We start from the raw sequence: 22,439 nt of genomic DNA, 5'->3' as shown, positions 1-22,439 counted from the left end.
AGACAGACCCTCCGTCAGAATGGGCGCATTGCGCCACACCCCCGCCCCCAGGTCAAGCCGCGCGCAAACCATCGAGAAAATGGCCCAAAGCCGCGCGCAAGCGTTCGGCCTGGCTGGACAGCACTTCCGAAGCGTCATGGACGTGATCGGCCTGGGCATGGGTCTCGTTGGCGGCTTGGGAAAGGCCGCCGATATTGTCGCAGACCTGGTGCGAGCCGGCGGCGGCCATGGACACCGACCGAGCAATTTCGCTGGTGGCCGCCCCTTGCTGTTCGACCGCCACACTGATGGCGGCGGCGGTTTCATGGATGCGACGGATGGTGCCGCCGACCAGATCCATGGCCCCGGCGGCGACCGAGGTGGTGGCCTGAATGGCGCTGATCTGCTGGGCGATCTCGTCGGTGGCCTTGGCCGTCTGATTGGCCAGGGCCTTGACCTCGTTGGCGACCACGGCGAATCCCTTGCCCGCTTCGCCCGCCCGTGCCGCCTCGATGGTGGCGTTCAACGCCAACAGATTGGTCTGGCTGGCAATCTGACTGATGAGGCTGGTCACCTCGCCGACACGGCTGACCGCCTCCAGCAGGCTTTCCATACTGGCATTGGTATGCCCCAATTCCGCCACCGCCTCTTGCGAGAACGTGGCGGAATCGCCCACCTGACGGGAAATCTCGGCAATCGACGCCGACAATTCCTCGGCGGCCGAAGCCACCGTCTGCACACTGCCCGAGGCCGCTTCCGAAGCTCCGGCGGCGGCGCCGGTCTGTTCCTGCGCCTGACGGGCCAAAGCCGACAGGCTGAGAGAATGGGAATTCAGCTGGGTCGCTGCGGTCACCACCTCGCCGACAATTCCTTGAACGTTTACCTCTAAGGTGTCGGCCATCTCCAACAGCGCCTGACGGCGTTCCTCGGCCTGCAATTGCCGAGCATTTTCCTGCTGTTGGCGCAAGCCCGCCGCCTCACGCATGGTATCGCGGAACACCCGAAGCGCCCGCGCCATGGCCCCGATTTCGTCATGACGCCGGTCACCCAGCACCTCGGCGTCCAGATCGCCGCCGGACAATCGGGTCATGGTCCGCTCCATGCCTCGGACCGGACCGATCACCCGGTTTTGGGTCACCACCAACCCCAACAGACACAGAGACAAGGCGATTGCCGCCGCGCCAATGGACATGATCAGAACCCGCGAAGCCTCGGTCTGCTGGTTGGCGGTCACCGTGACCGCCAACTGCGCCGCCGCCGCCTGCGCCTTGGTTATGGTGGCCATGGCGGCGGTGGCGGCGGCGAACCAATCGCCGGCCGCAAGCGGATAGGCCTGTCCCGCTTGCCCCGCCTGATGAACCGAGGCGCGCAGACGTTCGAAAGTGCCGAAATATTGCTGTTCGATCTCGGCGACGGGGGCGGCCATGGCCGTGTTCAGATTTTGTTGGCGCGCCAAAATGCGAGCGAATTCCCACGCCCCCAGCACCCGGCCGCGAAATTCGCCCAGCACCGCCATGTCGGCCCCGGTCAGCGGCCGGCCGGCGGCAATCACCCCATTGGCGTAGCCGCGTTCACGCCCGGCATATTCCTCCATCACCGCCAATTGCGAGCGCAAATCCTCGGTCATGGCGATCAACGGCGTTTGCGAATTCGCCTGGATCAGCCCCAGACGCAGCATCAAGGCACTTTCGATCAACCCCGACGAGGTGGGAAACCACGCCGTGATCACCGCATCCTGGCGCTTGGTTTTGCCCTCGGCCAAGGCCGCATCGACGGTGCGGCGCACATCAGTGATCTGGCGCTGGCGCTCTTGCACCCGCGCCGACAGATCGCCCCGGGTGGAAAATTCCAATTGCGGCATGGCCGCCAAAGCCTCGGCCATGGCGGCATCCCCCGCCGCACGCCGTTCGGCGACGCGCTTAAGCAGATCGGCCGTCGCCGGTTGTTCCGCCCCCAAGGCCCCGGCGGTCAAACCGCGTTCCGCCGCCCATTGTCCCGACGCCTGCAACAGCAGATCGGACAGCCGGCCCTGCAACGCCGCCCGCTCGGCCCCTTGCCATTGGCGCAGCGATCCAACCGCAATCGTGGTAACCGCCAAAATCGCCACAATGGCCAGAGAACCCAACAGGGCGTTGATTATCGCGCGAATGCTCATTGGGGTCCCCACCACCATGGTATGAGTCCGAATCTATAACAAAGTAAAATGAGCATATAAAGTACACAATTGATTCGAATTGTAACGCTCACCCGCCGATCCATGCATTGTCAGGCCGGCGTCAGGCGACTACACTGCGCCGCACAATGACCCTGAGGAGTTGACCATGAGCGGCGAATCCCTGAACGGCTTCTATTACGAAGAACTGAGCATCGGCCAGTCGGCCATCTTCGCCAAGACTGTCACCGAAGCGGACATCGCCGCCTTCGCCGGTGTGTCGGGCGACTTCAACCCGGTGCATGTGAACGAAGAATTCGCCAGCCAGACCATGTTCAAGGGCCGCATCGCCCACGGCATGCTGTCGGCGGCGTTCGTGTCCACCGTGTTCGGCACCAAGCTGCCTGGACCGGGCTGCATCTATGTCTCGCAGATGCTGAAATTCAAGGCGCCGGTCCGCATCGGCGACACCGTCACCGCCCGCGTCGAAATCACCGCCATGGTGCCGGAAAAGAAGTTCGTCACCTTCAAGACCACCTGCACGGTGGCCGGCAAGGTGGTTCTGGACGGCGAAGCCACCTTGATGGTGCCGGCCAAGGGCTGATTACGTTTCGGGGGACGCTTCGGCGTCCCCTTCCCTGACGACGCGGCGCAAATAGTCCAAACACGCGGCCCGGTCGGCGCGGTAATCCCCCGCTTCCCACCATTGTTCCACCCTCGTCAGCATGCGGCCAATGCCGGGACCTGGGGGAATGCCCAATTCCAGACAATCGGCGCCACGCACCGGCAATTCAACCGGTTGCCAGCCATCGGCCAGATCCAACAGATTTTGCCACAGCGCGCTTTCGTGGGAATCCACCAGCCCCGAACGCGACCGATGATCGGCCCAAGCCACCAGCACCAGATCGCGGAAAGTATCGGCCCCGACCCTGCGCAATGCCCGTCGGGCCGCAATGTCGTCCATGCCGAGCGTGATCTCGACCTTGGGGACGGCGATGGCGGCCAGTCGGGCCACCTGAGCCGCCGATAGCTTGAGACGCTCGCCCATCACGGCGATACCGGCGGCATCGGTGACCAAGATCGCCCCCAGCCGTCGCAGCGCATCCGGTCGAATGCCGGGCCGGACCATGGCCCGGCTTTCCAACCACGTCAGCATCTTCAACCGGCTGAGTTCCAGAGCTTCCGGCAACACCTGGGACAAGATGCCTTCGCTTTTCATCACCAGCAGCACCATTGCCGGATCGGGCGCTTGCAACAGCCTGATCAGCTCGCCGGCCACCCGTTCCCCCGAAAGCTCCTTGAGCCGTGGCGCCAGCTTGCGACAGGCGGTCAGGGCTCGGCCATCCATGGCCGGACGGCCGTAATGGGCGAAGAAACGGAAGAACCGCAGCAGCCGCAACACATCCTCGGCGATGCGAATCATCGGATCGCCGACAAAGCGAACATGGCCGGCCGCCAGATCGGCCAAACCGCCGAATGGATCGTAAACCCGCCCCTGTGGATCGGCGAACATGGCGTTCATGGTGAAATCACGCCGCGCCGCGTCGGCGGTCCAATCGTCGGTAAAGCTGACGCGGGCGTGGCGGCCAAAGGTCTCGACATCTTCGCGCAGGGTGGTGATCTCGAAATGGGCAGGCCCGATTACCGCCGTCACCGTCCCATGGGCAAGACCGGTGGGAATAACCCGGATCTGGGCGCGCGTCAGCAATTGCATCACTCGATCCGGCGGATCATGGGTGGCGATGTCGATATCCTTGATCGCCCGCTTCAGCACGGAATCGCGCACGCAGCCGCCGACGAAACGCACCTCGGCCCCATCGGCGACCAGCGCGGCGATCACCGTTTGGGTTTCCGCCGCCGCCATCCAGTCTTGGGGCGACAATTGCCCGACGGGCTCGCTGCCGTCACTCAGCAGCCTCATGATGACGATCCCAGCACTTCGGACAGGTTGACCAAGATGCCCGCGGTGGCGCCCCAGATCATCCGCTCTTCCCAGGTCATCGCCCAGAACGGCCGATGCCGTCCCTCCACCACCCGGCGGTGCAGCTTGTGGTTTTGCGGATCAAGCAGGAAATTCAGCGGCACCTCGAACACTTCGGCCACTTCGAAGGGATCGGCGATGGTTTCCACCGGCGGTACGATCACCCCGACCACCGGGGTAATGATGAATCCAGTGCCGGTGATGTAATCGTCCAGCCGTCCCAAGATGGTGACCCGGTCGGGCGGCAGGCCGATTTCTTCCTCGGTTTCCCGCAAGGCGGCGATGACGAAATCCCCCTGATCGGCATCTTCCAGCCGGCCGCCGGGAAAGCTGATCTGGCCGGGATGATGGGCCAGATGGGCCGTGCGCTGGGTCAACAGCACGGTCATGCCCTCGGGGTGCTCAACCAGCGGCACCAGCACCGCCGCCGGCCGGGGCGCCGGCCGGGGCGGCCCAGCCATCAAGGCGGCGCGGCCGGGGGCGTCGTCACCGTCAAGACGACACTCAAGCATGGCGTCGCCACGGCCCGCCGGATTGAAACCGTCGGCCAGGCGCGCCCGGATCCGCTCGCGGGTCAATCGAGGTCGCCCAGGCGCCCCAGGGGAAAGAATGTGCCGCTGCTCCATAGCCCGTACAATCGCTCGCCGTTGACGATTTCCTCGAAGCCCAAGGCCACCAGTTCATAATAGACCGATCGGGACAAACGCGCCTCCAATCCGTCGCGCACCATGACATAGGGCAACGGCTCGCCGGTCTCGGGGCATTCATCCACCCGCAGGGGATGGGCCTGATCGACGGTCACCAGTTCATCCACGTTGGTGCGGAAACTGATGACCAGGTCGCGCCCGCACTGGCAGGTGAACATCTCGACCGCCAGAAACGGCACGTCATCGACGACGATGGTGCCGCGTTCCTCTGGCGTCACCAGCCAATAAGCGCCGTTTTCGTCCCGGTGCATGACCGAGGCGAACAGGCAGACCATCTCTTTGCGATTGATCGCCGAGCCATGGTAAAACCAACGGCCATTGCGGTCGATACGGATTCCCAGGTCGCCGCAATTGTCCGGCTCGGGTGGCCGCGGCGGCCTGTTGGCAGGCGGATTGACCAAGTACGCAACCTCCTGGGCCTTGGCCCATTTCATTCAAACCCGACAGGAGATCCCGGTGAACCCCAGCCCCCATGGCACCGATCTGGAGCACGAGGCCGCCGACCTCAACACCCTGATCGTCAAGGCGCGGGCGGAAATCGCCCAGGTGATCTTCGGTCAGGACCGTGTCATTGATGAAACTCTTATCACGCTGCTGGCAGGGGGTCACGCCCTGTTGATCGGCGTCCCCGGCTTGGCCAAGACCCGGCTGGTGCAAACCCTGGGCTCGGTGCTGGGGTTGGCGGAAAAGCGGGTGCAGTTCACCCCCGATCTGATGCCTGCCGACATCTTGGGCTCGGAAGTGATGGAAGAAGCCAGCGACGGCACCCGCTCGTTCCGCTTCATCCGGGGACCGGTCTTTTGTCAATTGCTGATGGCCGATGAAATCAACCGGGCCAGCCCGCGCACCCAGGCGGCGTTGTTGCAGGCCATGCAGGAAGGCCGGGTTTCCATCGCCGGCCATTATCATGACCTGCCCCAGCCATTTCATGTGCTGGCGACGCAAAATCCGCTGGAACAGGAAGGCACCTATCCGCTGCCGGAAGCGCAGCTCGACCGCTTCTTGATGCAGATCGACGTCGGCTATCCCGAGTTCGAGGCCGAACGGCGCATGCTGATCGCCACCACCGGCACCACCGAAACGGTGGCGCAGCCGGTATTGGCGGCCGGCCAATTGCTGGCGGCCCAGACCTTGGTCCGGCAATTGCCGGTCGGCGACAGCGTCGTCGACGCCATCTTGACCCTGGTCCGCGCCGGACGGCGCGAAACCAGCCAAATTGCCGACGTGCAACGCCACGTCGCCTGGGGACCCGGCCCACGTGCCGCCCAGGCGCTGATGCTGGCGGCCCGCGCCCGCGCCTTGCTGGACGGACGTTTGGCCCCGTCGGTGGACGATGTCATCATTTTGGCTCCGCCCATTTTGCGCCATCGCATGGCCTTGTCTTATTCCGCCCGCGCCGATGGCGTTGCCGTCGATCACATCATTGCCCGTCTGATCGAGTCGGTGGCGTGACGGCCGAACGCCAGCTCGCCCAGGCACAGGAACTGGCCGCCCGCCTGCCGCCCTTATTGGCGGCGGCGGAACGGGTGGCGGCATCACTTGCCGGCGGCGCCCATGGCCGACGGCGCGCCGGCAGCGGTGAAACTTTTTGGCAATACCGTCGGGCCCAGCCGGGCGACAGCGCCAGTTCCATCGACTGGCGTCGCTCGGCCCGCGGCCAGGGCTTGTACGTGCGCGAAACCGAATGGTCGGCGGCGCAAGGGATTTGGCTGTGGGCCGACGCCTCGGCCTCGATGGATTGGCACTCGCAGGCGGGGCTGCCCTCCAAGCGGGACCGCGCCCGTCTGCTGGTTCTGGCCCTGGCCGCCGCCTTGCTGCGCGGCGGCGAGCGGGTGGCCCTGCTGGATGGCGAAAGCGGCCCGTCCTCGGGCGCTGGCGCCTTGCCGCGTCTGGCCGGCCAAATGCTGAACGCCCCGGCCACCACCACCTTGCCGTCCCCCCGCCTTCGGCCGCGCCACGGCGAAATGGTGCTGGTCTCGGATTTCTTGCATCCATTGGACGCCATCGCCGCGGCACTCGCCGCCTTGGCGGCCCAGGGCGGCAGCGGCCATCTGCTCCAGGTTCTCGACCCGGCAGAGGAAAGTCTGCCCTATGCCGGCCGCATCCGTTTCGCCGGGCTGGAAGGCGAGGATGAATTGCTGGTCCGCCGAGCCGAAGATTTGCGCCCGCAATATCAAGAGCGCTTGCGCCGGCATCGCGACGGCGTCGCCGCCATCGCCGCCGCCCAGGGCTGGAGCTTTGCCGTCCACCACACCACTCAGCCGCCGCAGCACGCCTTGTTGGCGCTGCATGCCCGTCTGGCGTTACCGCGTCGGGGAAACGGCACATGATCGCCTTCGCCACCCCCTGGCTGTTGGTCGCGCTGGTGACGCTGCCGGTTCTGTGGTGGCTGCTGCGTTTGTTGCCGCCAGCCCCCAGGCGAGTGCGGTTTCCCGCTCTTCGGCTGTTGCGGGGATTGCGTGAACACCAAGACAGCGCCGCCCGCACACCACCGTGGTTGTTGTTGCTGCGTCTGCTGATCTTGCTGCTGATCATCGCCGCCGCCGCCGGCCCGGTATTGCGCCCCAGCCCGGCAGCACCGACCGCGTCGCCCCTGCTGGTGGTCGTCGATGATGGCTGGGCCGCCGCGCGCGATTGGACGCCCCGCCGCCTCGCCCTTGACGAAATCCTGGGCGAGGCCGCCCGTCAACAGCGCCCGGTGCTGTTGCTGGGCACCGCCCCGCCCGCCGATGGCAGCCCCCTTTCTGTCCAAGGACCGATGACCGCCGCCGCCGCCCGCTCGCTGGCGCAAGGGCTGGTTCCCAAACCTTGGGCCAGCGATCAAAGGGCGGCGACGACCGCCGTCGCCGCCTTGTCGCACGACACCGTCACCCAGGCGATCTGGATCAGTGACGGCATCGATTCCGGCCATGGTCCAGCCTTGGCCGCCGCCTTACAAGGCCTGGGCGGCGGCGTCACCGTGCTGACCGGGGCCAGCGGCCGGTTGTTGCGGCAAGGCTTGGGCAACGACGAGCGCCCGCTCCTGACCGTCACCCGCCTGCCCAACTCCACCCAAAATGAGCGTCTGGTCATCCGTGCCGTCGATGGCGGCGGCCAAGTGCTGGGGCGGGAAGAGGCGGTCATCGCCGCCGGCCAGGACCGGGTGTCACTGCCCCTGCGCCTGCCCACCGAATTGCGCAACCGCTTGGCTCGGCTGGACATCGAGGATGAAGCCGGCGCCGGGGCGGTCTTGCTGCTGGACGAAAGCTGGAAACGCCGAGTGGTCGGCCTGGTTGGCGATGACAACGCCAGCGCCCCCCTGCTGTCACCGTTCTATTACGTCGAGCGCGCCTTGGCCCCCCATGCCGATTTGCCGCGCGGCGATTTGCCGGCGTTGTTGCAGCGCCGTCCCGATGCCTTGATCCTGGCCGACATGCCCCTGCCCGCCGCCGCCGCCGAATTGACCAACTGGGTCGAAGCCGGTGGCGTGCTGATCCGTTTCGCCGGTCCGTTGACCGCCCGGGCCATTTCCGCCGGCGGCGTGCCCGACGGGTTGATGCCGGTCCGGTTGCGATCTGGCGGACGGTCGCTGGGCGGCGCCATGTCGTGGACCAATCCGCAAGGACTGGCGCCATTTCCCGCCCATTCCCCCTTTTCCGACCTCGCCGCCGATGCCGAAGTGAAAATTTCAGCCCAGGTTCTGGCCGAACCCGATGCCGATCTGTCGGATCGCACCTGGGCGCATCTGGCCGATGGCACGCCCCTGGTCACCGCCGCCCCGCGCGGCCAAGGCTGGGTGGTGCTGATCCACACCACCGCCAACGCCGCCTGGAGCAATCTGCCGTTGTCGGGGCTGTTTCCTGGGATGTTGCGCCGGTTGACGGTGCTCGGTCGCGGCGCCGGCACGACCAGCGGCGCGCTGGCCGCCAGCGAGGTGCTGGACGGCTTTGGCCACCGCCAGCCGGCCAGCGGTCTGGTCGAAGCCTTGCCGGCCAACGCCGCCAAGATCATTCCCGGCCCGCGCCATCCGCCCGGCCTTTACGGCCCCGATGGCGGCCGCGTCGCCTTCAACCTGTCGCCGCACCTGGACGATCCCCACCCGCTTCGCCTTCCCGCCGGCATCGAACTTCGCCGGCTGAGCCAACGCGACGCCCCCCTTGATCTGACCGGCCCCTTGTTGGCCAGTGCGGCTTTGCTGCTGATCGTCGACATGCTGATCGCCCTGCGCTTGCGCGGCTTATGGCGCCGCACCGCACCGCTGGTTCTGCTTTTGGTCATTGCCCTGGCGCCGCCGGCCCGCGCCGATGACGGTTTCGACTTTGCCCTGCGCGCCGGCCTTGCCACCCGCCTGGCCTTTGTCCATACCGGCGACGGCTTCGTCGACGGCAAGACGCGGGCGGGATTGACCGCCTTGTCGCGATTGGTGAGCGAACGCTCCACCGCCCGGCTGGACAGCCCCATGGCGGTGGACCTCGAACGCGATCCGGTGCTGTTCTTCCCCATCGTCTATTGGCCCTTGTCGGCGGCGCAAGCCCCCCCCTCGGCCGCCGCCATCGCCAAGCTGAACGCTTATATGCGGGCCGGCGGCATGATCGTGCTGGACACCGGCGCCGAGGCTGCCGGCGCCGGCAACACCGCCGCCTTGCGCAGCTTGACCGAGGGCTTGGCCATCCCGGCGCTGACCACCGTCACCGCCGAGCATGTGCTGACCCGCTCGTTTTATCTGCTCAAGGAATTGCCCGGCCGCTGGGATGGCCCGGTCTGGGTGGCCGAAGCGGGCGGCGATGACCATGACGGGGTGTCGCCGGTCGTGGTCGGCGGCAATGACTGGGCCGGGGCCTGGGCCATGGATGGCCAAGGGCGACCGTCATATCCTTGCGTGCCCGGTGGTGAACGCCAACGTGAACTGGCCTGGCGTTTCGGCGTCAACCTGGTGATGTACGCCTTGACCGGCAATTACAAGGCCGATCAGGTCCATTTACCGGCAATCCTGGAGCGCCTGGGCCAATGAACGCCATCGCCGCCCTGGAATTCTCGCCCCTGATCCCGCTGTCCTGGCTGCTGGCGCTGTCGGCGGCGGCGATGATCGCCGGCATCGTCGCCCTGTGGTGCCGCGCCGCCGGCACCGGCTGGCGATTGCTGGCTTTGGCGACGCTGCTGGTTACCCTGGCCAGCCCCCGGCTCGTGGCGGAACAGCGCCAATCCTTGGCCGATATCGTCTTGGTGGTGGTCGATGACAGCCCCTCGCAACGTCTGGGACAGCGTCCGGCGCAAACCGAACAGGCCCTGACCCAATTGCGCGAACGGCTGAGCCGCCTGCCCAATCTGGACATCCGCGTCCGCCGCGTCGCCGGCGGCCCCGATGGCACCAAATTGTTCGAGGCGACACAAGCCGCCTTGGCCGATGTGCCGCGCCGCCGTCTGGCCGGCATCGTCATGATCACCGATGGCCGCGTCCACGACCTGCCCGGCGCCGCCCCCCTGCCCGCCCCTCTCCACGTCTTGCTGACCGGCCAGCCCCAGGAACGCGACCGCCGCATCGTCGTCACCCGCGCCCCCGGCTTCGCCCTGGTCGGCCGCAATGCCCAGATCAAACTGCGTATCGACGATAGCGGCCACGACGGCGCCGCCGCCATCGCCGTCCGCGTCGATGGCGTCGCCTTCCTGACCTCGATCCTGCCGCTCAACCGCGAGGTTGCGATCGAGGTGCCGGTCCGCCACGCCGGTTCGGCCATCGTCGAACTCAGCACCGATATCCCCGATGACGATCTGCTGGCCGCCAACAACCGCACCGCCATCGCCATCCCGGTCATTCGCGACCGGCTCAAGGTCCTGCTGATCTCGGGCGAACCCCATGCCGGCGAGCGGGTATGGCGTAATCTGCTGAAATCGGATCCGGCGGTGGATCTGGTCCATTTCACCATTTTGCGGCCCCCGGAAAAGGATGACCGCACGCCGATCCGCGAATTGGCCTTGATCACCTTTCCAGTGCGGGAATTGTTCGAGGAAAAACTCAAGGATTTCGATCTGGTGGTGTTTGACCGCTATCGCCATCGCGGCATCATGGCGGCGCCCTATTATCAATTGCTGACCCAATATGTCCGCTCGGGCGGGGCGCTGTTGGCGGCGGTGGGGCCGGAATACGCCGAACCCGACAGCATCGTCGATTCCGCCCTGGGCGACATATTGCCCGCCACCCCCGATGGAAAATTGCTGGAAACGCCGTTTGTGCCGACGCTGACCGCTTTGGGCAAACGGCACCCGGTGACCTCGGGACTGCCCGATCCCGCCGCCTGGGGGCCGTGGCTGCGACAGATATCGGTGGCGCAGAACCGTGGACAGGCCTTGCTGACCGGGGCCGACGGCAAACCCCTGCTGGTGCTTGACCAAATCGGTCAAGGGCGGGTGGCACAGGTGCTTTCCGATACCTTTTGGCTGTGGGCACGCGGCTTTCAAGGCGGCGGTCCCCATGACGAATTGCTGCGCCGGTTGGCCCATTGGCTGATGCACGAACCGGAACTGGAAGCCGAATCACTCGGCGCCGAAATTCAAGGCGGACAATTGCGCGTAACGCAACGCTCGTTGGCCACCGATGGCGCCCAAGCCAATGTCACGGCCCCCGATGGCTCCACCACCGCCCTTTCACTGGCGGATCAGGAGGATGGCCGCTGGGTCGGCCAGATGAACGCCGCCCAACCTGGATTGTGGGCCATCCGGGTCGGTCCCCATACCGCCTTGGCCGCCCAAGGCAGCCTCAGCAATCCCGAATGGGCCGAAGTAACGGCCAGTGCCACCGCCCTGACCCCGGCGGTGGCGGCCAGCGCCGGCTCGATCCGCTTCCTCTTTGCCGATGACGTGCCCGATATCCGCCAGATCGGCGTTAGCACCGCCACCAGCGGCCCGCACTGGTTGGGCCTGATCCGCCGCGATGATTACGTTGTCCAAGGCGTTCGACAAACACCCTTGCTACCCGCCGCACTGATGCTGATCGTGGCGGTTGGAGCCTTGCTGTTGGGGTGGAAGCGCGAGAGCCGCTAACATTACTTATCCCGATTTAACCAATCGTTTGGAGTCATTACCTATAGATTAACGGCCGCTGGCTCAGTACACTGCCGCCCTGTCCAAGGATGTGACGATTGGCCGCAATCGCAGGGGATATTGTCTGGTGCCGGAAAAGATGCGGGGCCTAAAAATCGGGGGTAAAGGCCAAGATACGATGCGACGCATCGTTCATGGCTTGCTGCCTGAATGGCAGGTTTTTACCCGCGACCGAAACGGCCAGGCCAAACATTTCATCGTGTCGCGCCGCGTGCAGGCGTTGGGATTGGTGGGCGCCATCGGGCTGGCCTTTTGGGCCGGCGCCAGCACCACGTTGCTGAGCCAACGCCCGACCGAGCTGGCGGAAAAAGAACGCTGGCTGGACGAAATGCTGGCCACCAACCGCGCGGCCCAAAGCCGATTGCTCGAAGCGGAGAAACTGGTCGGCGACATCGCCCGTGAAGTCGATACCGTCCACGCCAATTTACAGACCCTGGCGGAATCCTCGGATGTGCTGGCGCGGGAACGCGCCGTTCGCGTGACGCCGCGAACCGCCGCTGCGACCGAAACCGAGGATCTGACGAACGAGAACGATGAAAGCCGGCGCACGCGCATGCGCGTGCGCGAATTAGAGGCGTCACTGGCGCGCCTGCAACTCGCCTATAGCAAGGCCGTGCAGCAAGTCGCCGACAGTGCCGGGGCGCGCATCAGCGAAACCGAAAACCGTCTCAGCCGCCTGGGCCTGGACCCCATGCGGCTGTTCGCCGACAGCAAGCGCTTGCCCGGCCAAGGCGGCCCCTTCATCCCCTTACGCGGCAGCGCCGATTCCGACGGCTCGATGGGGACGATGATCACCAAGGTGCAGCATTGGATCGGCGTCAAGGCGACATTGCAACGCCTGCCGTTGGCCGAGCCCATCCATGGCATTTATGAATTCAACAGTGGATTCGGCGCGCGCAACGATCCGCTGAACAACCGCACCGGCATCCATGAAGGAATCGATCTGGGGGCGCCGAGCGGCACCCCGATCTACGCCACCGGCGACGGCGTGATCGCGGAAACCGGGGTCAAGGCCCGCTATGGCCTGACCGTCGATATCGATCACGGCAACGGCATCGAAACCCGCTATGCCCATATGTCGCGGATCAAGGTGCAGCCGGGGCAAAAGGTGACCCGTGCGACCATCATTGGACTGGTTGGCAGTACCGGCCGCTCCACGGGGCCGCACCTGCATTACGAAGTCCGCCTGAACAATGTTCCCCGTGATCCCCTGAAATTTATCTCGGCAGGTCGTGATGCTGCGAAAACTTACTAAGACACCCACTCATATCGCCACCGTCCCGCTGTCGATCATCGCCTCTGATGTCCGCATCGTCGGCAACATCACCACCGAAGGCGAAATGCAGATTGATGGCCGAATCGAAGGCGACATCAGCTGTAAGACCTTGGTGATCGGTCAAAGTGGCCACATCATCGGCGAAGTGACGGCGGAAACCGTGCGTGTTCATGGCGAAGTCGCCGGCAAGCTGACCGCCGAGCATATCACCATCGGCCGCACCGGTCGGGTTACCGGCGATCTGTGTCATGGCAGCCTGGAAATTGAATCAGGGGCCGAGGTGGAAGGTCACTTCCTGCGCAAAGGCACGGTTCCGGCCGAGCCCCCTGTCGCCCTGCCCAAGCCCGCCGCCAAGGCCAGCGAGGTGATGGTGACCGAACCGCCGCAAAAACCCGCAAGCAAGAACATCCCCGTCGAAAGCGAAATCCTGTCGGCTGACGACGAAGTTCCCGCCACCGTTAACTGACATCGCATCGTCCAAGGCAACGCGCCTTCCATCACAGGCGCGTTGCCTTGGCCAGAATTGAGCGAGCGGCCAAGCCCCCTGGAAGGGGTGCGCTTGACCAGGGGCAAACGAAAACCGAGCCCGTGATGCACATTCAAGGCGTCACCGTCTAAATCAGCCCGGCAACCGACCTGATGGGTCTGGCAGCCGGGCTGTTTTCGTCTCAAGCCGGCATCAGGCCTTTGCCGATTTCGTCTTCGCCACAGCCTTGGGCTTGGCCTCTGCTTTGGCGGGGGCTTTGGGTTTGGCGGGGGCCTTTGGCTTCGGCGCCGCTTTCGGTTTGGCCTCGGCCTTCGCTTCGGCGGTGACCGCGACAGCCGTCAACGCAGCCTCGGCTTGCAGCCAATAATCCATCGCCCGACCTTCCGGCGCGCCGTCGTCTTGCCACAGGCGATAGGCCAATTCCTGAATTTTTCCGTACACGGCAGCCATCTACAGCCCCCCTTGTCCAAGTCACAGCACAAAGAGCAGAGTAACGCAGCAACCCGACCCCGCACAATCATTCCAGGGGAATAACAGGCCGTCATCATCGCCCGGCAATATTCAGCCCTTGACGAGCCTCGAATTTTGTTCTATGTATGTTCCTATCACCGCCACACTTGCGTCCGCAGCTCAGGCCAAGGCGCAAGGGTGTCGGGCCAACGAAAAACGGCCCCAGATCGCTCTGGGGCCGCTTCAAACCATTCCCGGATTGCGCTTAGCGCAGTCCCTGCAAATTCTCGATCCCCAGGCGGCGCAGCGAATCGACCTTTTCCAAGGCGCGGCGGACGGCGTCCGAGGCATCATCAATCATGGTGCGCAGATTATCCACATACCGCCGCATGGTGTCGGACACCGTGCGGAATTCCTTTTCATGGACGCCGGCGGCGGCGGCTTCAATGGCGATGTTGGTCGCGATCGAATCCGACTGACTGACCACTTCCTCGACGCCGTGGGCGCGGCGCGACAAATCTTCGACATTGGTCGACAGATCGTCGAGCTTGTCCACCAACGACCGCATCATTTCGCTGAACTGGGCGCTGTCCGCCCCCCCCGCCGAGGATTCCTCGATGCTGCGCAGTTGCTTGAGTTCGTCTTCGATCTTTTGCGACAAGGTTTCGGTGCGCGTCCGCAACTGGTTCATCTCGCCCCGAATTTGGGCCAAACGATTGACCAGTTCACGGGTGTACTGGGTCAACGCCCGCACCGCGCGGCCCTTATCACCGGCGCGGCCGGCGGCCAATTCGGCGTTCAAGGACAAGATGCGCAGATTTTCCGCCAATTCGTCCAATTCGCCAAAGGCGTGAAAGGCACGACGGCAATCGCTGAGCAATGCATTAGCGCGCGCTTCAATGCGTTCGGTGCGCTGAGTACCGGAGGCGCTGCGCGCCGAAGTTTCGACTTGAGTCATGACGTTTCAGCAATCCCCTTTTAGGCCGGGAAAACCTTACCCGCTGCGACCCTGATCATAAACATTTTCACGCCCCGCAACAGCGGGATTTTTCATCATTTCAAACAGTTTGGCCCGGCCGCTTCGGCGCGCTGCCCGTGCGGCGCGCCGTCGAGCGCCGGCCGCCCCCTCTCCCGCGGGTCTTCTTCCCCGCGGGAGAGGGGTTGAACCCCACCCGTTTCGCCACTGGAGAACCGATCCCGGACACGGGCGCGGCCCGGTGGCCGGCGCGGGACAGCCCGGCGGCCACAGGCCAGAACCGGCGCCGTTCCGGGCTTTTTCATCCCATCAGACACCATCGCAAGGACATTCATCATGTCGACTTCGGTCATCAACGCTTATTCGAAAGATTACGGCGCCCAGGTTCATGCCGCCTATCAGCGCCAGGGGACCAAACTGCGCAACACCGTGCGCACCCGCAACAACGTTACCGGCGCCATCGCCGTATTCCAGAAGGTGGGCAAGGGTTCCGCCAGCACCAAGGCCCGTCACGGCAAGGTGCCGGTGATGAACGTCGATCACCAGACGGTGGAATGCCAATTGTACGATTATTATGCCGGCGATTGGCTGGACAAGCTGGACGAGTTGAAAATCGAGCACGACGAGCGCGCCGTGCTGGTCAATGCCGGCGCCTATGCGCTGGGCCGCAAGACCGATGAATTGATCATCGCCGAACTGGACAAATCGACCAATTACGCGCTCGACGGCACCACCGGCCTGACCAAGGAAAAGGTGCTGGCCGCCTTTGAGATGCTGGGCGAGGCCGATGTTCCCGATGACGGCGAACGTTACGCCGTCCTGGGCTGGAAGCAATGGTCCGATCTGCTGCAAATCCCGGAATTTTCCGATGCCGATTACGTCGGCGACGACGATCTGCCGTGGAAAGGCACCCAAGCCAAGAACTGGCTGGGCACCTTGTGGATGCCCCATTCCGGCCTCAGCAAGTCTGGCAGCGTCCGCCATTGTTATTGGTATCACAAGACCGCCATCGGCCATGCCGTCGGCTCGGAAGTCAAATCGGAAATCACCTATCACGGCGATCGCGCCGCTTGGTTTTGCAACAACATGATGTCGCAGGGCTCGGCCCTGATCGACCCGGCCGGCGTCGTCTCGCTGCGCTGCCTGGAAGCGTAAGGAACCCGCGAAAATGGCCTATCTGTCCAAAGATCTGTCCGTGCTGGCTTATGCCAACGGCTTCACCTTGTGGCATTACGCCACCAATGATACCGCCGCCGCCATCGACACGTCGGGATATTTCAATCCGGCCGCCGACATGCTGCGCAGCGGTGACATCATCATCGCCAACCTGGAAATCGCCGGCACGCAAAAAGCCGGCCTGTTCTTCGTCCGCCAAGCCGCCGCCGGCACGGTGGACGTGGCCGACATGACCCAGGTGGGGGCGGCCAACACCGACTGAGCCTGATTTTCCGGGGCTGTCCGCAAGGATGGCCCCGTTTCCCCCATCCGCAAGGAGTTCCCGCCATGGCCCTTTCAGCCATCGCCCTGTGTTCGCGCGCGCTGCTGAAGCTGGGCGCGGCCACCATCGCTTCCTTCGACGAAGGCACCGCCGAAGCGGAAGTGTGCGCCAATCTTTATCCCTCCGTGCGTGACGCCACCTTGTCGTCCTATCCGTGGAAATTCGCCACCGGCCAGGTGTCGTTGCCGCGTCTGGTGGCGCAACCGGTGGCCGATTATGCCATGGCCTATCAATTGCCCGCCGACTTCCTGCGGGCCATGTCGGCGGGCGTCGCCGGTCAGGGCTTCGGCCTGTCCTATCGCATCGCCGAAAACCGGCTGCATTGCGATGCCGACGAGGTGACGCTGACCTATATCTTCCGCCCCGCCGAAATTTCGTTCCCGCCGTTCTTTGATCAAGTGCTGATCTGCCGGCTGGCCGCCGAGTTCTGCATTCCGCTGACCGAAAGCACCACGCGCGCCGAGTTCCTGTATCGGCTGGCCGAGGACGAATACCGCCGCGCAAAACTGGTCGATGCCCAGCAGGACGTGCCGTCGGCCATCACCAACTTCCCGCTGATCGAGGTGCGGTCATGAGCGGCGGCACCATCACCATGGCGAAGACCAATTTCACCGCCGGCGAAGTGTCGCTGGACATGCTGGGCCGCGGCGATCTGTCGGCCTATGCCAACGGCGCCAAGCGCCTGCGCAACGTCTTCATCTCGCCCATCGGCGGCGTGTCGCGGCGGGCCGGGTTGCGCCATGTGGACATGGCCCAAGGCAGCGGCCGATTGATCGCCTTCGAGTTCAACACCGACCAAACCTATTTGCTGGTGCTGACCGATCTGCATTTGGCCATCTACGCCGATGGAATCTTCGTCGCTGAAATGAGCACGCCATGGAGTGGGGCGCAGCTGAAGCAGATCAACTGGACCCAGACCGCCGACACCTTGCTGATCGTCCATCCCGAAGTGGCCCCGCGCAAGCTGACCCGCACCTCGCACAGCGCCTGGACTATTGCCGCTTGGAGCTTCTATGAAGCCGACGGGGTGATCCAGCAGCCCTATCACAAATTCGCCGACGACGCGGTCACCTTGCAGCCTTCGGCCAGTTCGGGAACCATCAGCCTTACCGCCTCGGCCGCCGTCTTCGTCGCCGGCCATGTCGGCACCCGCTTTCGCCTGCAACAAAAGGAAGTCGAGATCACCGCCGTGGCCTCGGCCACCCAGGCCAGCGCCACGGTGAAACAAAATCTGGTCAACACCAGCACGCACAAGGATTGGGAGGAACAGGCGCTGTCGGCGGTGCGCGGCTGGCCGGTTTCCGTCTGTTTCCACCAGGACCGCCTGGTCATCGGCGGCAGCCGCGACCAGCCCAACCGGTTGTGGCTGTCGAAATCGTCAGACCTGTTCAACTTCGATCTGGGCGAGGCGCTGGACGACGAAGCCATCGAATTCGCCTTGCTCTCCGATCAGGTCAACGCCATCCGCAACGTGTTTTCCGGCCGTCATTTGCAGGTTTTCACCTCGGGGGCCGAATGGATGGTGTCGGGCCAGCCGTTGACGCCGACCTCGATCCAATTGACCCGCCAGACCCGCGTCGGTTCGCCCGTCGATCGCACGGTGCCGCCGCGTGACGTCGATGGCGCCACCTTGTTCGTCTCGCGCAACGGTCAGGATTTGCGCGAATTCCTGTTCGCCGATGTCGAGCAGGCCTATCAATCCACCGATCTGGCCATGCTGGCCAAGCATGTCATGCAGGCCCCGATCGACCAGGATTACGATGCCGGCCGCCGGCTGTTCCATGTGGTCATGGGCGACGGAAGCTTAAGCACCGTCACCGTCTTCCGGGCCGAAAAGGTCACCGCCTGGACCACCCATGCCACCGATGGCCGTTTTGTCTCGGTGGCGGTGGTCGAGGGCGAGGTCTATGCCCTGATCGACCGCGCCGGCCTTGTGTCCATCGAACGCTTCGACAGCGCCCTCGCCCTGGATGCAGCCCTCAGCGGCGCGGCCGAGACGGCCAAAACCGTGTGGACCGGCCTCCATCATCTGGAAGGACGCGAAGTCCGGGTTCTGGCCGACGGCGCCGCCATTGAAACCGCCCAAGTCAGCGATGGCGCGGTCACCTTAAGCGAACCGGCCAAGACCGTCCAAATCGGCCTGCCCTTCACCCACGAAATCGAACCCCTGCCGCCCGTGGTGCAAACGGCCGGCGGCGCCGGGCCGGGGACGGTGGTGCGGTTGATCCGCGCCCATTTCCGCCTGCTTGACACCCAGGCCTTGCATCTGGATACCGGCAAGGGCCCGACGCCCATTCCCTTTCGCCGCTTCGGCCGCCATGCCTTCGATTCAGGGCCACCGCTGTTTTCCGGCGACGTGCAGATGCGCGCCATCGGTTGGAAGCGCGACGCCTTCGCGCCGTTATGGCGGATCAGCCAGGACGCACCGCTGCCGTGCACCATTCTGGCGGTGGCCACCGAGATGAAAGTCTCAAGTTAGCTCGGAGAACATATCGTGATCGAACACATTCAAATCAATGATGTGGCGCCGCGAATCCAATACGTCGCCGATGGCCTGCAAGTCGCCTTCACCTTCCCCTTCGCCATCTTCAAACTGGCCGATCTGGAAGTCTGGCAGGACGAGCACGTCGAAAGCGGAAGCTATTCGGTATCGGGGGCCGGTATCTCCACCGGCGGTGTCGCCATCTTCGCCGTCCCCCCGGTCGCCGGCACCCGCATCACCCTGCGCCGCCGCCTCAGCCTGGCCCGGACCAGCGATTATCAGGCCGATGGCCTGATCCGGGCCAAAACCTTGAACGACGAACTGGATTACCAGGTCGCCGCACTGCAACAGGTGGCGGAAGAGGTCGGCCGTGCCGTCAAGCGCTCCCCCACCTCGGCCGCCATCGCCGAGGTGACGCTGCCGGAGCCGGCCGCCAACCGCAGTCTGAAATGGAGCGCCGATGGCAGCCGCCTGGTCAATTCCGCCAATGACCCCGATGCGGCGGGCGACGCCACCGTCGCCGCCGCCCAGGCGGCAGCGGCGGCAACGGCAGCGACGCAGGCCCGCGACGTGATCCTGGCGGCGGTGAACAGCGTCGGCGACCCGCTGGCCAAGGCCGCCAATCTCGCCGACCTGCCCGATGCCAGCGCGGCACGAGACAATCTGGGCCTCGGCGCAGCGGCCCGACGCGACATCGGCAACGCCCCCGGCAATCTGGTCGAACTGGATGGCAACGGCCTGATCGCCACCGCCCGGCTGCCGCTGATCGAAAGCATCCCGCCCGGCACCGTCACCGCTTTTGCCGGCGCCAGTGCCCCGGCCCATTGGCTGATCTGTGACGGCGCCGTGGTATCGCGGACCACCTACGCCGCCCTGTTCACCGTGCTTGGCGCCACCTTTGGCGCCGGCGACGGATCGACCACCTTCGCCCTGCCCGATCTGCGTGGCCGCGCCGCCATCGGCGCCGGTCTGGGAACCAATCTGACCAATCGGACGATCGGCGGTAAAATCGGCACCGAAACACACATTTTGAGTATCGCCGAGATGCCAAGTCACAGCCATGGCTGCGCCGTACTGCAAAGCTCGGAAACCAGCGGCTACATGGGCGGCGCCACCGCCACCTCCGGCACCTCGGGCAGCAGTGGCGGCAATCAAGCCCACAACAACATGCCACCGTCCCTGGTCTTGAATTTCATCATCAAAACCTGAACCCGTCCCGGAAATCCGCCCATCCGGCGCTGACGTGAAGCCAGGATCTGCGGACAACATTGAACCAACAAAGCCTTCCTCAGCCCCGCCGATCCCCGGCGGGGCTTTTTTCATGGAGCCCATGATGACCATTCACCATGTCTATGGCGCCAACGGCGCCGTCACGTTGTTTCCGTTTTCCTTCGCCGTCGATGCCGCCAGCGATGTCGAGGTGCTGATCGACGCCATCGAGCAGACTTCCGGCTTCGTCGTGCGCGGCGCCGGTAGCAATGACGGCGGCTCGGTCCTGTTCGACGCCGCGCCGGCCAACGGCGCCATCGTCACCCTGCGCCATCGTGGCCGTATCAGCGTTTCCGCCTTGGACAGCGCCAACGGCCACCTGTCCGACAAGCTGGCAGCCGGCGCTGGCGTCAGCTTGAGCGTTGCCGCCGATGCCGATGGCCGCCAGACGCTGACCATTGCCGCCTCGGCGGTGGACGGGGCCTTGCAGGCCGAGCAAAATCTCGCCGATCTGACCGACAAGGCGGCCGCGCGCGACACTCTCGGCGTCTTTTCCACCACCCAGGTCACCGACGCCATCACCGCCAGCGCCGCCCTTGATCTGAAGAAAGCCAGCAACCTGTCCGACCTCGCCAGCGTCGAACAGGGGCGGATCAATCTGGGCGTTTCCTCGACCACCCAGGTCAATGACGCCATCGCCGCCAGCGCCGCCCTTGATGTGAAAAAGGCGCAGAACCTCGCCGATCTGGCCGATAAGGCGATGGCGCGCAGCAATCTGGATGTCTACGCCAAGGCCGAGGTTTACGCCAAGGCCGAAGCCGACGCCGCCCATGCCGACCGCACCTTGTCGAACCTGACCAACGCTGTCGCCGCACGCGGCAATCTCGGCGTCTTTTCCTCCACCCAGATCACCGACGCCATCGCCGCCAGTGCCGCCCTTGATCTGAAGAAGGCCAGCAACCTTGCCGATCTGGACGACAAGGCGGCCGCCCGTGCCAATCTGGACGTCTACGCCAAGGGCGAATATGACACCATCTATGCCGACCACACCCTGTCCAACCTGACCGATGCGGCAGCCGCCCGCACCAACCTGGGGGTCTCTTCCACCACCCAGGTCAATGACGCCATTAGCGGCGTGGCGTCGCAGATCGACACCCTTAAGACCAACCTCGCCATGACCATCTTGCGCATGATCGCCAATGCCGGATCATCGTATATGGGGATGGTCGATGGCTGGGCGGATGAGTTCGAGGATCAAACGGGTATCGGCAGTCTCGGGACGGCGACTTATGACGCTGCCGGTGACTACATATACAATCCAGCGCCAAGCGCGGCCTATACCAACAGTGGGGGAACAGGTGATCGCACGGCCTCTATAACGGTCTCTCTGTCGGCGGGGAGCAATTGGACAAATGCCGGCGCTCAACTTGTTAACGGAGACACGACGTCGTTAGCCGGCCCCTTCCTGCCTACGGGACAGGTCATCAGCAGCTCTTGGTATGTACAATTCTATTTCGGAGCGGGTGTCTCCAAGACCATTACTGAGGCCAAACTGTACGTCCACGGCACGGAAAACATCGGAACGTGGAAATGGCGCGGATCAGCCGATGGCGTGACCTGGACAGACATCGGCGCCACATTCGGCGGTTCGCTCTCTGCGGGGGCCAACACGCTAACCACGCTGTCCACGAACACTCTTTCGTACACCTATTACCGGATGGAAGGTGTTTCCGGGACGGCAGCAGGAAACAATTACTGGAAGGAATTTGAATTTAAGTTGGATGATGGGCCGCTTGTTTCTCCCAACATCACCGTCACCTCCATCGCCAAGACCGCCGACGCCGCCCCCACGCAGGGCCGGGTGACCTTGGTGGTCGATCCCCAAGTCGCCGTCACCTACGGCACCGACAACCGTATCCGCATGTCCCGCGACGGCGGCGTCACTTGGGTTACCGGGACGATGGTCACCGAGGCGGTCAACCTCGACTTCCCCGGTGGGCACACCGTTGATGTCGTCACCGCCGCCTTCGACTTTGCCGGGACGCCTTCCGGCACCTCCATGCAGATGGAATGGTCCACCTTCAACAACAAGCATCAATTGCTGCACGCTTGGTATCCCGAGTGGAAGATCTAGCCTGACGCCATAGCGAAAAGATGGATAGGCC

The 22,439-nt window shown here is 64.5% G+C and carries 19 protein-coding genes; 13 read left to right on the top strand and 6 right to left on the bottom strand.

The features are described from left to right. Positions 1 to 52: 52 nt before the first annotated feature. Complete coding sequence (locus KEC16_RS05925; protein WP_211546811.1) at positions 53 to 2,134, bottom strand: methyl-accepting chemotaxis protein; 2,082 nt, start codon at positions 2,132 to 2,134, stop codon at positions 53 to 55. 166 nt (positions 2,135 to 2,300) lie between these two features. On the opposite strand from KEC16_RS05925, the gene KEC16_RS05920 reads away from it, so the two are divergent. Next, on the top strand, positions 2,301 to 2,735 hold the full coding sequence (locus KEC16_RS05920) for a MaoC family dehydratase (protein WP_211546809.1): 435 nt from the start codon (positions 2,301 to 2,303) through the stop codon (positions 2,733 to 2,735). Here the strand turns inward: KEC16_RS05920 and KEC16_RS05915 are convergent, their stop codons facing one another. The 3 genes from KEC16_RS05915 to KEC16_RS05905 are packed head-to-tail and all read right to left on the bottom strand — an operon-like array spanning position 2,736 to position 5,220. Then, the gene (locus KEC16_RS05915; protein ID WP_211546807.1) at positions 2,736 to 4,052 is read right to left on the bottom strand and encodes a CCA tRNA nucleotidyltransferase; all 1,317 of its coding nucleotides are present in this window, start codon (positions 4,050 to 4,052) and stop codon (positions 2,736 to 2,738) included. It lies immediately after the preceding gene. Then, positions 4,049 to 4,690, bottom strand: a complete 642-nt coding sequence (locus KEC16_RS05910) for a CoA pyrophosphatase (protein ID WP_428846051.1) — start codon at positions 4,688 to 4,690, stop codon at positions 4,049 to 4,051. Before KEC16_RS05910 ends, KEC16_RS05915 begins: the two co-directional genes overlap by 4 nt. Continuing rightward, positions 4,687 to 5,220 carry a DUF1285 domain-containing protein gene (locus KEC16_RS05905; protein WP_249208825.1) on the bottom strand — a complete coding sequence of 178 codons (534 nt, stop codon included), beginning with the start codon at positions 5,218 to 5,220 and terminating at the stop codon, positions 4,687 to 4,689. Before KEC16_RS05905 ends, KEC16_RS05910 begins: the two co-directional genes overlap by 4 nt. Before the next feature lie 55 nt (positions 5,221 to 5,275). On the opposite strand from KEC16_RS05905, the gene KEC16_RS05900 reads away from it, so the two are divergent. From KEC16_RS05900 to KEC16_RS05875, 6 genes are all read left to right on the top strand, one after another. Then, the gene (locus tag KEC16_RS05900; protein ID WP_211546801.1) at positions 5,276 to 6,271 is read left to right on the top strand and encodes an AAA family ATPase; all 996 of its coding nucleotides are present in this window, start codon (positions 5,276 to 5,278) and stop codon (positions 6,269 to 6,271) included. Beyond that, positions 6,268 to 7,149, top strand: coding sequence for a DUF58 domain-containing protein (locus tag KEC16_RS05895; protein ID WP_211546799.1), 882 nt, complete (start codon positions 6,268 to 6,270; stop codon positions 7,147 to 7,149). Before KEC16_RS05900 ends, KEC16_RS05895 begins: the two co-directional genes overlap by 4 nt. Next, positions 7,146 to 9,809, top strand: a complete 2,664-nt coding sequence (locus KEC16_RS05890) for a DUF4159 domain-containing protein (protein WP_211546797.1) — start codon at positions 7,146 to 7,148, stop codon at positions 9,807 to 9,809. The genes KEC16_RS05895 and KEC16_RS05890 overlap by 4 nt, the downstream gene beginning before the upstream one ends. Beyond that, positions 9,806 to 11,836, top strand: a complete 2,031-nt coding sequence (locus KEC16_RS05885) for a hypothetical protein (RefSeq protein ID WP_211546795.1) — start codon at positions 9,806 to 9,808, stop codon at positions 11,834 to 11,836. Before KEC16_RS05890 ends, KEC16_RS05885 begins: the two co-directional genes overlap by 4 nt. Positions 11,837 to 12,014: 178 nt before the next feature. Then, positions 12,015 to 13,151, top strand: coding sequence for a M23 family metallopeptidase (locus KEC16_RS05880; RefSeq protein ID WP_249208823.1), 1,137 nt, complete (start codon positions 12,015 to 12,017; stop codon positions 13,149 to 13,151). Next, the gene (locus KEC16_RS05875; protein ID WP_211546793.1) at positions 13,132 to 13,638 is read left to right on the top strand and encodes a bactofilin family protein; all 507 of its coding nucleotides are present in this window, start codon (positions 13,132 to 13,134) and stop codon (positions 13,636 to 13,638) included. Before KEC16_RS05880 ends, KEC16_RS05875 begins: the two co-directional genes overlap by 20 nt. A gap of 213 nt (positions 13,639 to 13,851) precedes the next feature. Here KEC16_RS05875 and KEC16_RS05870 read toward each other — a convergent pair whose 3' ends face one another. Further along, positions 13,852 to 14,109, bottom strand: a complete 258-nt coding sequence (locus KEC16_RS05870; RefSeq protein ID WP_211546791.1) for a DUF2934 domain-containing protein — start codon at positions 14,107 to 14,109, stop codon at positions 13,852 to 13,854. Positions 14,110 to 14,374: 265 nt separating this feature from the next. After that, positions 14,375 to 15,067, bottom strand: a complete 693-nt coding sequence (locus KEC16_RS05865) for a methyl-accepting chemotaxis domain-containing protein (protein ID WP_211546789.1) — start codon at positions 15,065 to 15,067, stop codon at positions 14,375 to 14,377. 354 nt (positions 15,068 to 15,421) lie between these two features. On the opposite strand from KEC16_RS05865, the gene KEC16_RS05860 reads away from it, so the two are divergent. The 6 genes from KEC16_RS05860 (at position 15,422) to KEC16_RS05835 (ending at position 22,408) form a co-directional block, all read left to right on the top strand. After that, complete coding sequence (locus KEC16_RS05860; protein WP_211546787.1) at positions 15,422 to 16,240, top strand: phage capsid protein; 819 nt, start codon at positions 15,422 to 15,424, stop codon at positions 16,238 to 16,240. Between the two features lie 13 nt (positions 16,241 to 16,253). Further along, positions 16,254 to 16,523 (top strand): hypothetical protein, encoded by a 270-nt coding sequence (locus KEC16_RS05855; protein WP_211546786.1) that lies wholly within the window; start codon positions 16,254 to 16,256, stop codon positions 16,521 to 16,523. 65 nt (positions 16,524 to 16,588) lie between these two features. Further along, entirely contained in the window at positions 16,589 to 17,158 is a 570-nt protein-coding gene (locus tag KEC16_RS05850; protein WP_211546784.1) for a phage connector family protein, read from the top strand. Next, positions 17,155 to 19,062, top strand: a complete 1,908-nt coding sequence (locus KEC16_RS05845) for a phage tail protein (RefSeq protein WP_211546782.1) — start codon at positions 17,155 to 17,157, stop codon at positions 19,060 to 19,062. Before KEC16_RS05850 ends, KEC16_RS05845 begins: the two co-directional genes overlap by 4 nt. Before the next feature lie 15 nt (positions 19,063 to 19,077). Then, positions 19,078 to 20,274, top strand: coding sequence for a phage tail protein (locus KEC16_RS05840; protein WP_346344037.1), 1,197 nt, complete (start codon positions 19,078 to 19,080; stop codon positions 20,272 to 20,274). Positions 20,275 to 20,395: 121 nt separating this feature from the next. Further along, on the top strand, positions 20,396 to 22,408 hold the full coding sequence (locus tag KEC16_RS05835) for a hypothetical protein (RefSeq protein WP_211546780.1): 2,013 nt from the start codon (positions 20,396 to 20,398) through the stop codon (positions 22,406 to 22,408). Positions 22,409 to 22,439: the final 31 nt, after the last annotated feature.

The organism is Magnetospirillum sulfuroxidans (assembly GCF_018224925.1).
GTDB classification, from domain to species: Bacteria; Pseudomonadota; Alphaproteobacteria; order Rhodospirillales; family Magnetospirillaceae; genus Magnetospirillum; species Magnetospirillum sulfuroxidans.
The sequence above is the reverse complement of the archived record's forward strand: the minus strand, read 5'-3'. Positions and strand labels throughout refer to the sequence as shown.

Excerpts from the sequence above, each read along its gene's own strand:
- KEC16_RS05925 (WP_211546811.1), bottom strand. The coding sequence starts at position 2,134 with ATGAGCATTCGCGCGATAATCAACGCCCTGTTGGGTTCTCTGGCCATT.
- KEC16_RS05920 (WP_211546809.1), top strand. The coding sequence starts at position 2,301 with ATGAGCGGCGAATCCCTGAACGGCTTCTATTACGAAGAACTGAGCATC.
- KEC16_RS05915 (WP_211546807.1), bottom strand. The coding sequence starts at position 4,052 with ATGAGGCTGCTGAGTGACGGCAGCGAGCCCGTCGGGCAATTGTCGCCC.
- KEC16_RS05890 (WP_211546797.1), top strand. The coding sequence starts at position 7,146 with ATGATCGCCTTCGCCACCCCCTGGCTGTTGGTCGCGCTGGTGACGCTG.
- KEC16_RS05885 (WP_211546795.1), top strand. The coding sequence starts at position 9,806 with ATGAACGCCATCGCCGCCCTGGAATTCTCGCCCCTGATCCCGCTGTCC.
- KEC16_RS05880 (WP_249208823.1), top strand. The coding sequence starts at position 12,015 with ATGCGACGCATCGTTCATGGCTTGCTGCCTGAATGGCAGGTTTTTACC.
- KEC16_RS05875 (WP_211546793.1), top strand. The coding sequence starts at position 13,132 with ATGCTGCGAAAACTTACTAAGACACCCACTCATATCGCCACCGTCCCG.
- KEC16_RS05870 (WP_211546791.1), bottom strand. The coding sequence starts at position 14,109 with ATGGCTGCCGTGTACGGAAAAATTCAGGAATTGGCCTATCGCCTGTGG.
- KEC16_RS05865 (WP_211546789.1), bottom strand. The coding sequence starts at position 15,067 with ATGACTCAAGTCGAAACTTCGGCGCGCAGCGCCTCCGGTACTCAGCGC.
- KEC16_RS05860 (WP_211546787.1), top strand. The coding sequence starts at position 15,422 with ATGTCGACTTCGGTCATCAACGCTTATTCGAAAGATTACGGCGCCCAG.
- KEC16_RS05855 (WP_211546786.1), top strand. The coding sequence starts at position 16,254 with ATGGCCTATCTGTCCAAAGATCTGTCCGTGCTGGCTTATGCCAACGGC.
- KEC16_RS05850 (WP_211546784.1), top strand. The coding sequence starts at position 16,589 with ATGGCCCTTTCAGCCATCGCCCTGTGTTCGCGCGCGCTGCTGAAGCTG.
- KEC16_RS05845 (WP_211546782.1), top strand. The coding sequence starts at position 17,155 with ATGAGCGGCGGCACCATCACCATGGCGAAGACCAATTTCACCGCCGGC.
- KEC16_RS05835 (WP_211546780.1), top strand. The coding sequence starts at position 20,396 with ATGATGACCATTCACCATGTCTATGGCGCCAACGGCGCCGTCACGTTG.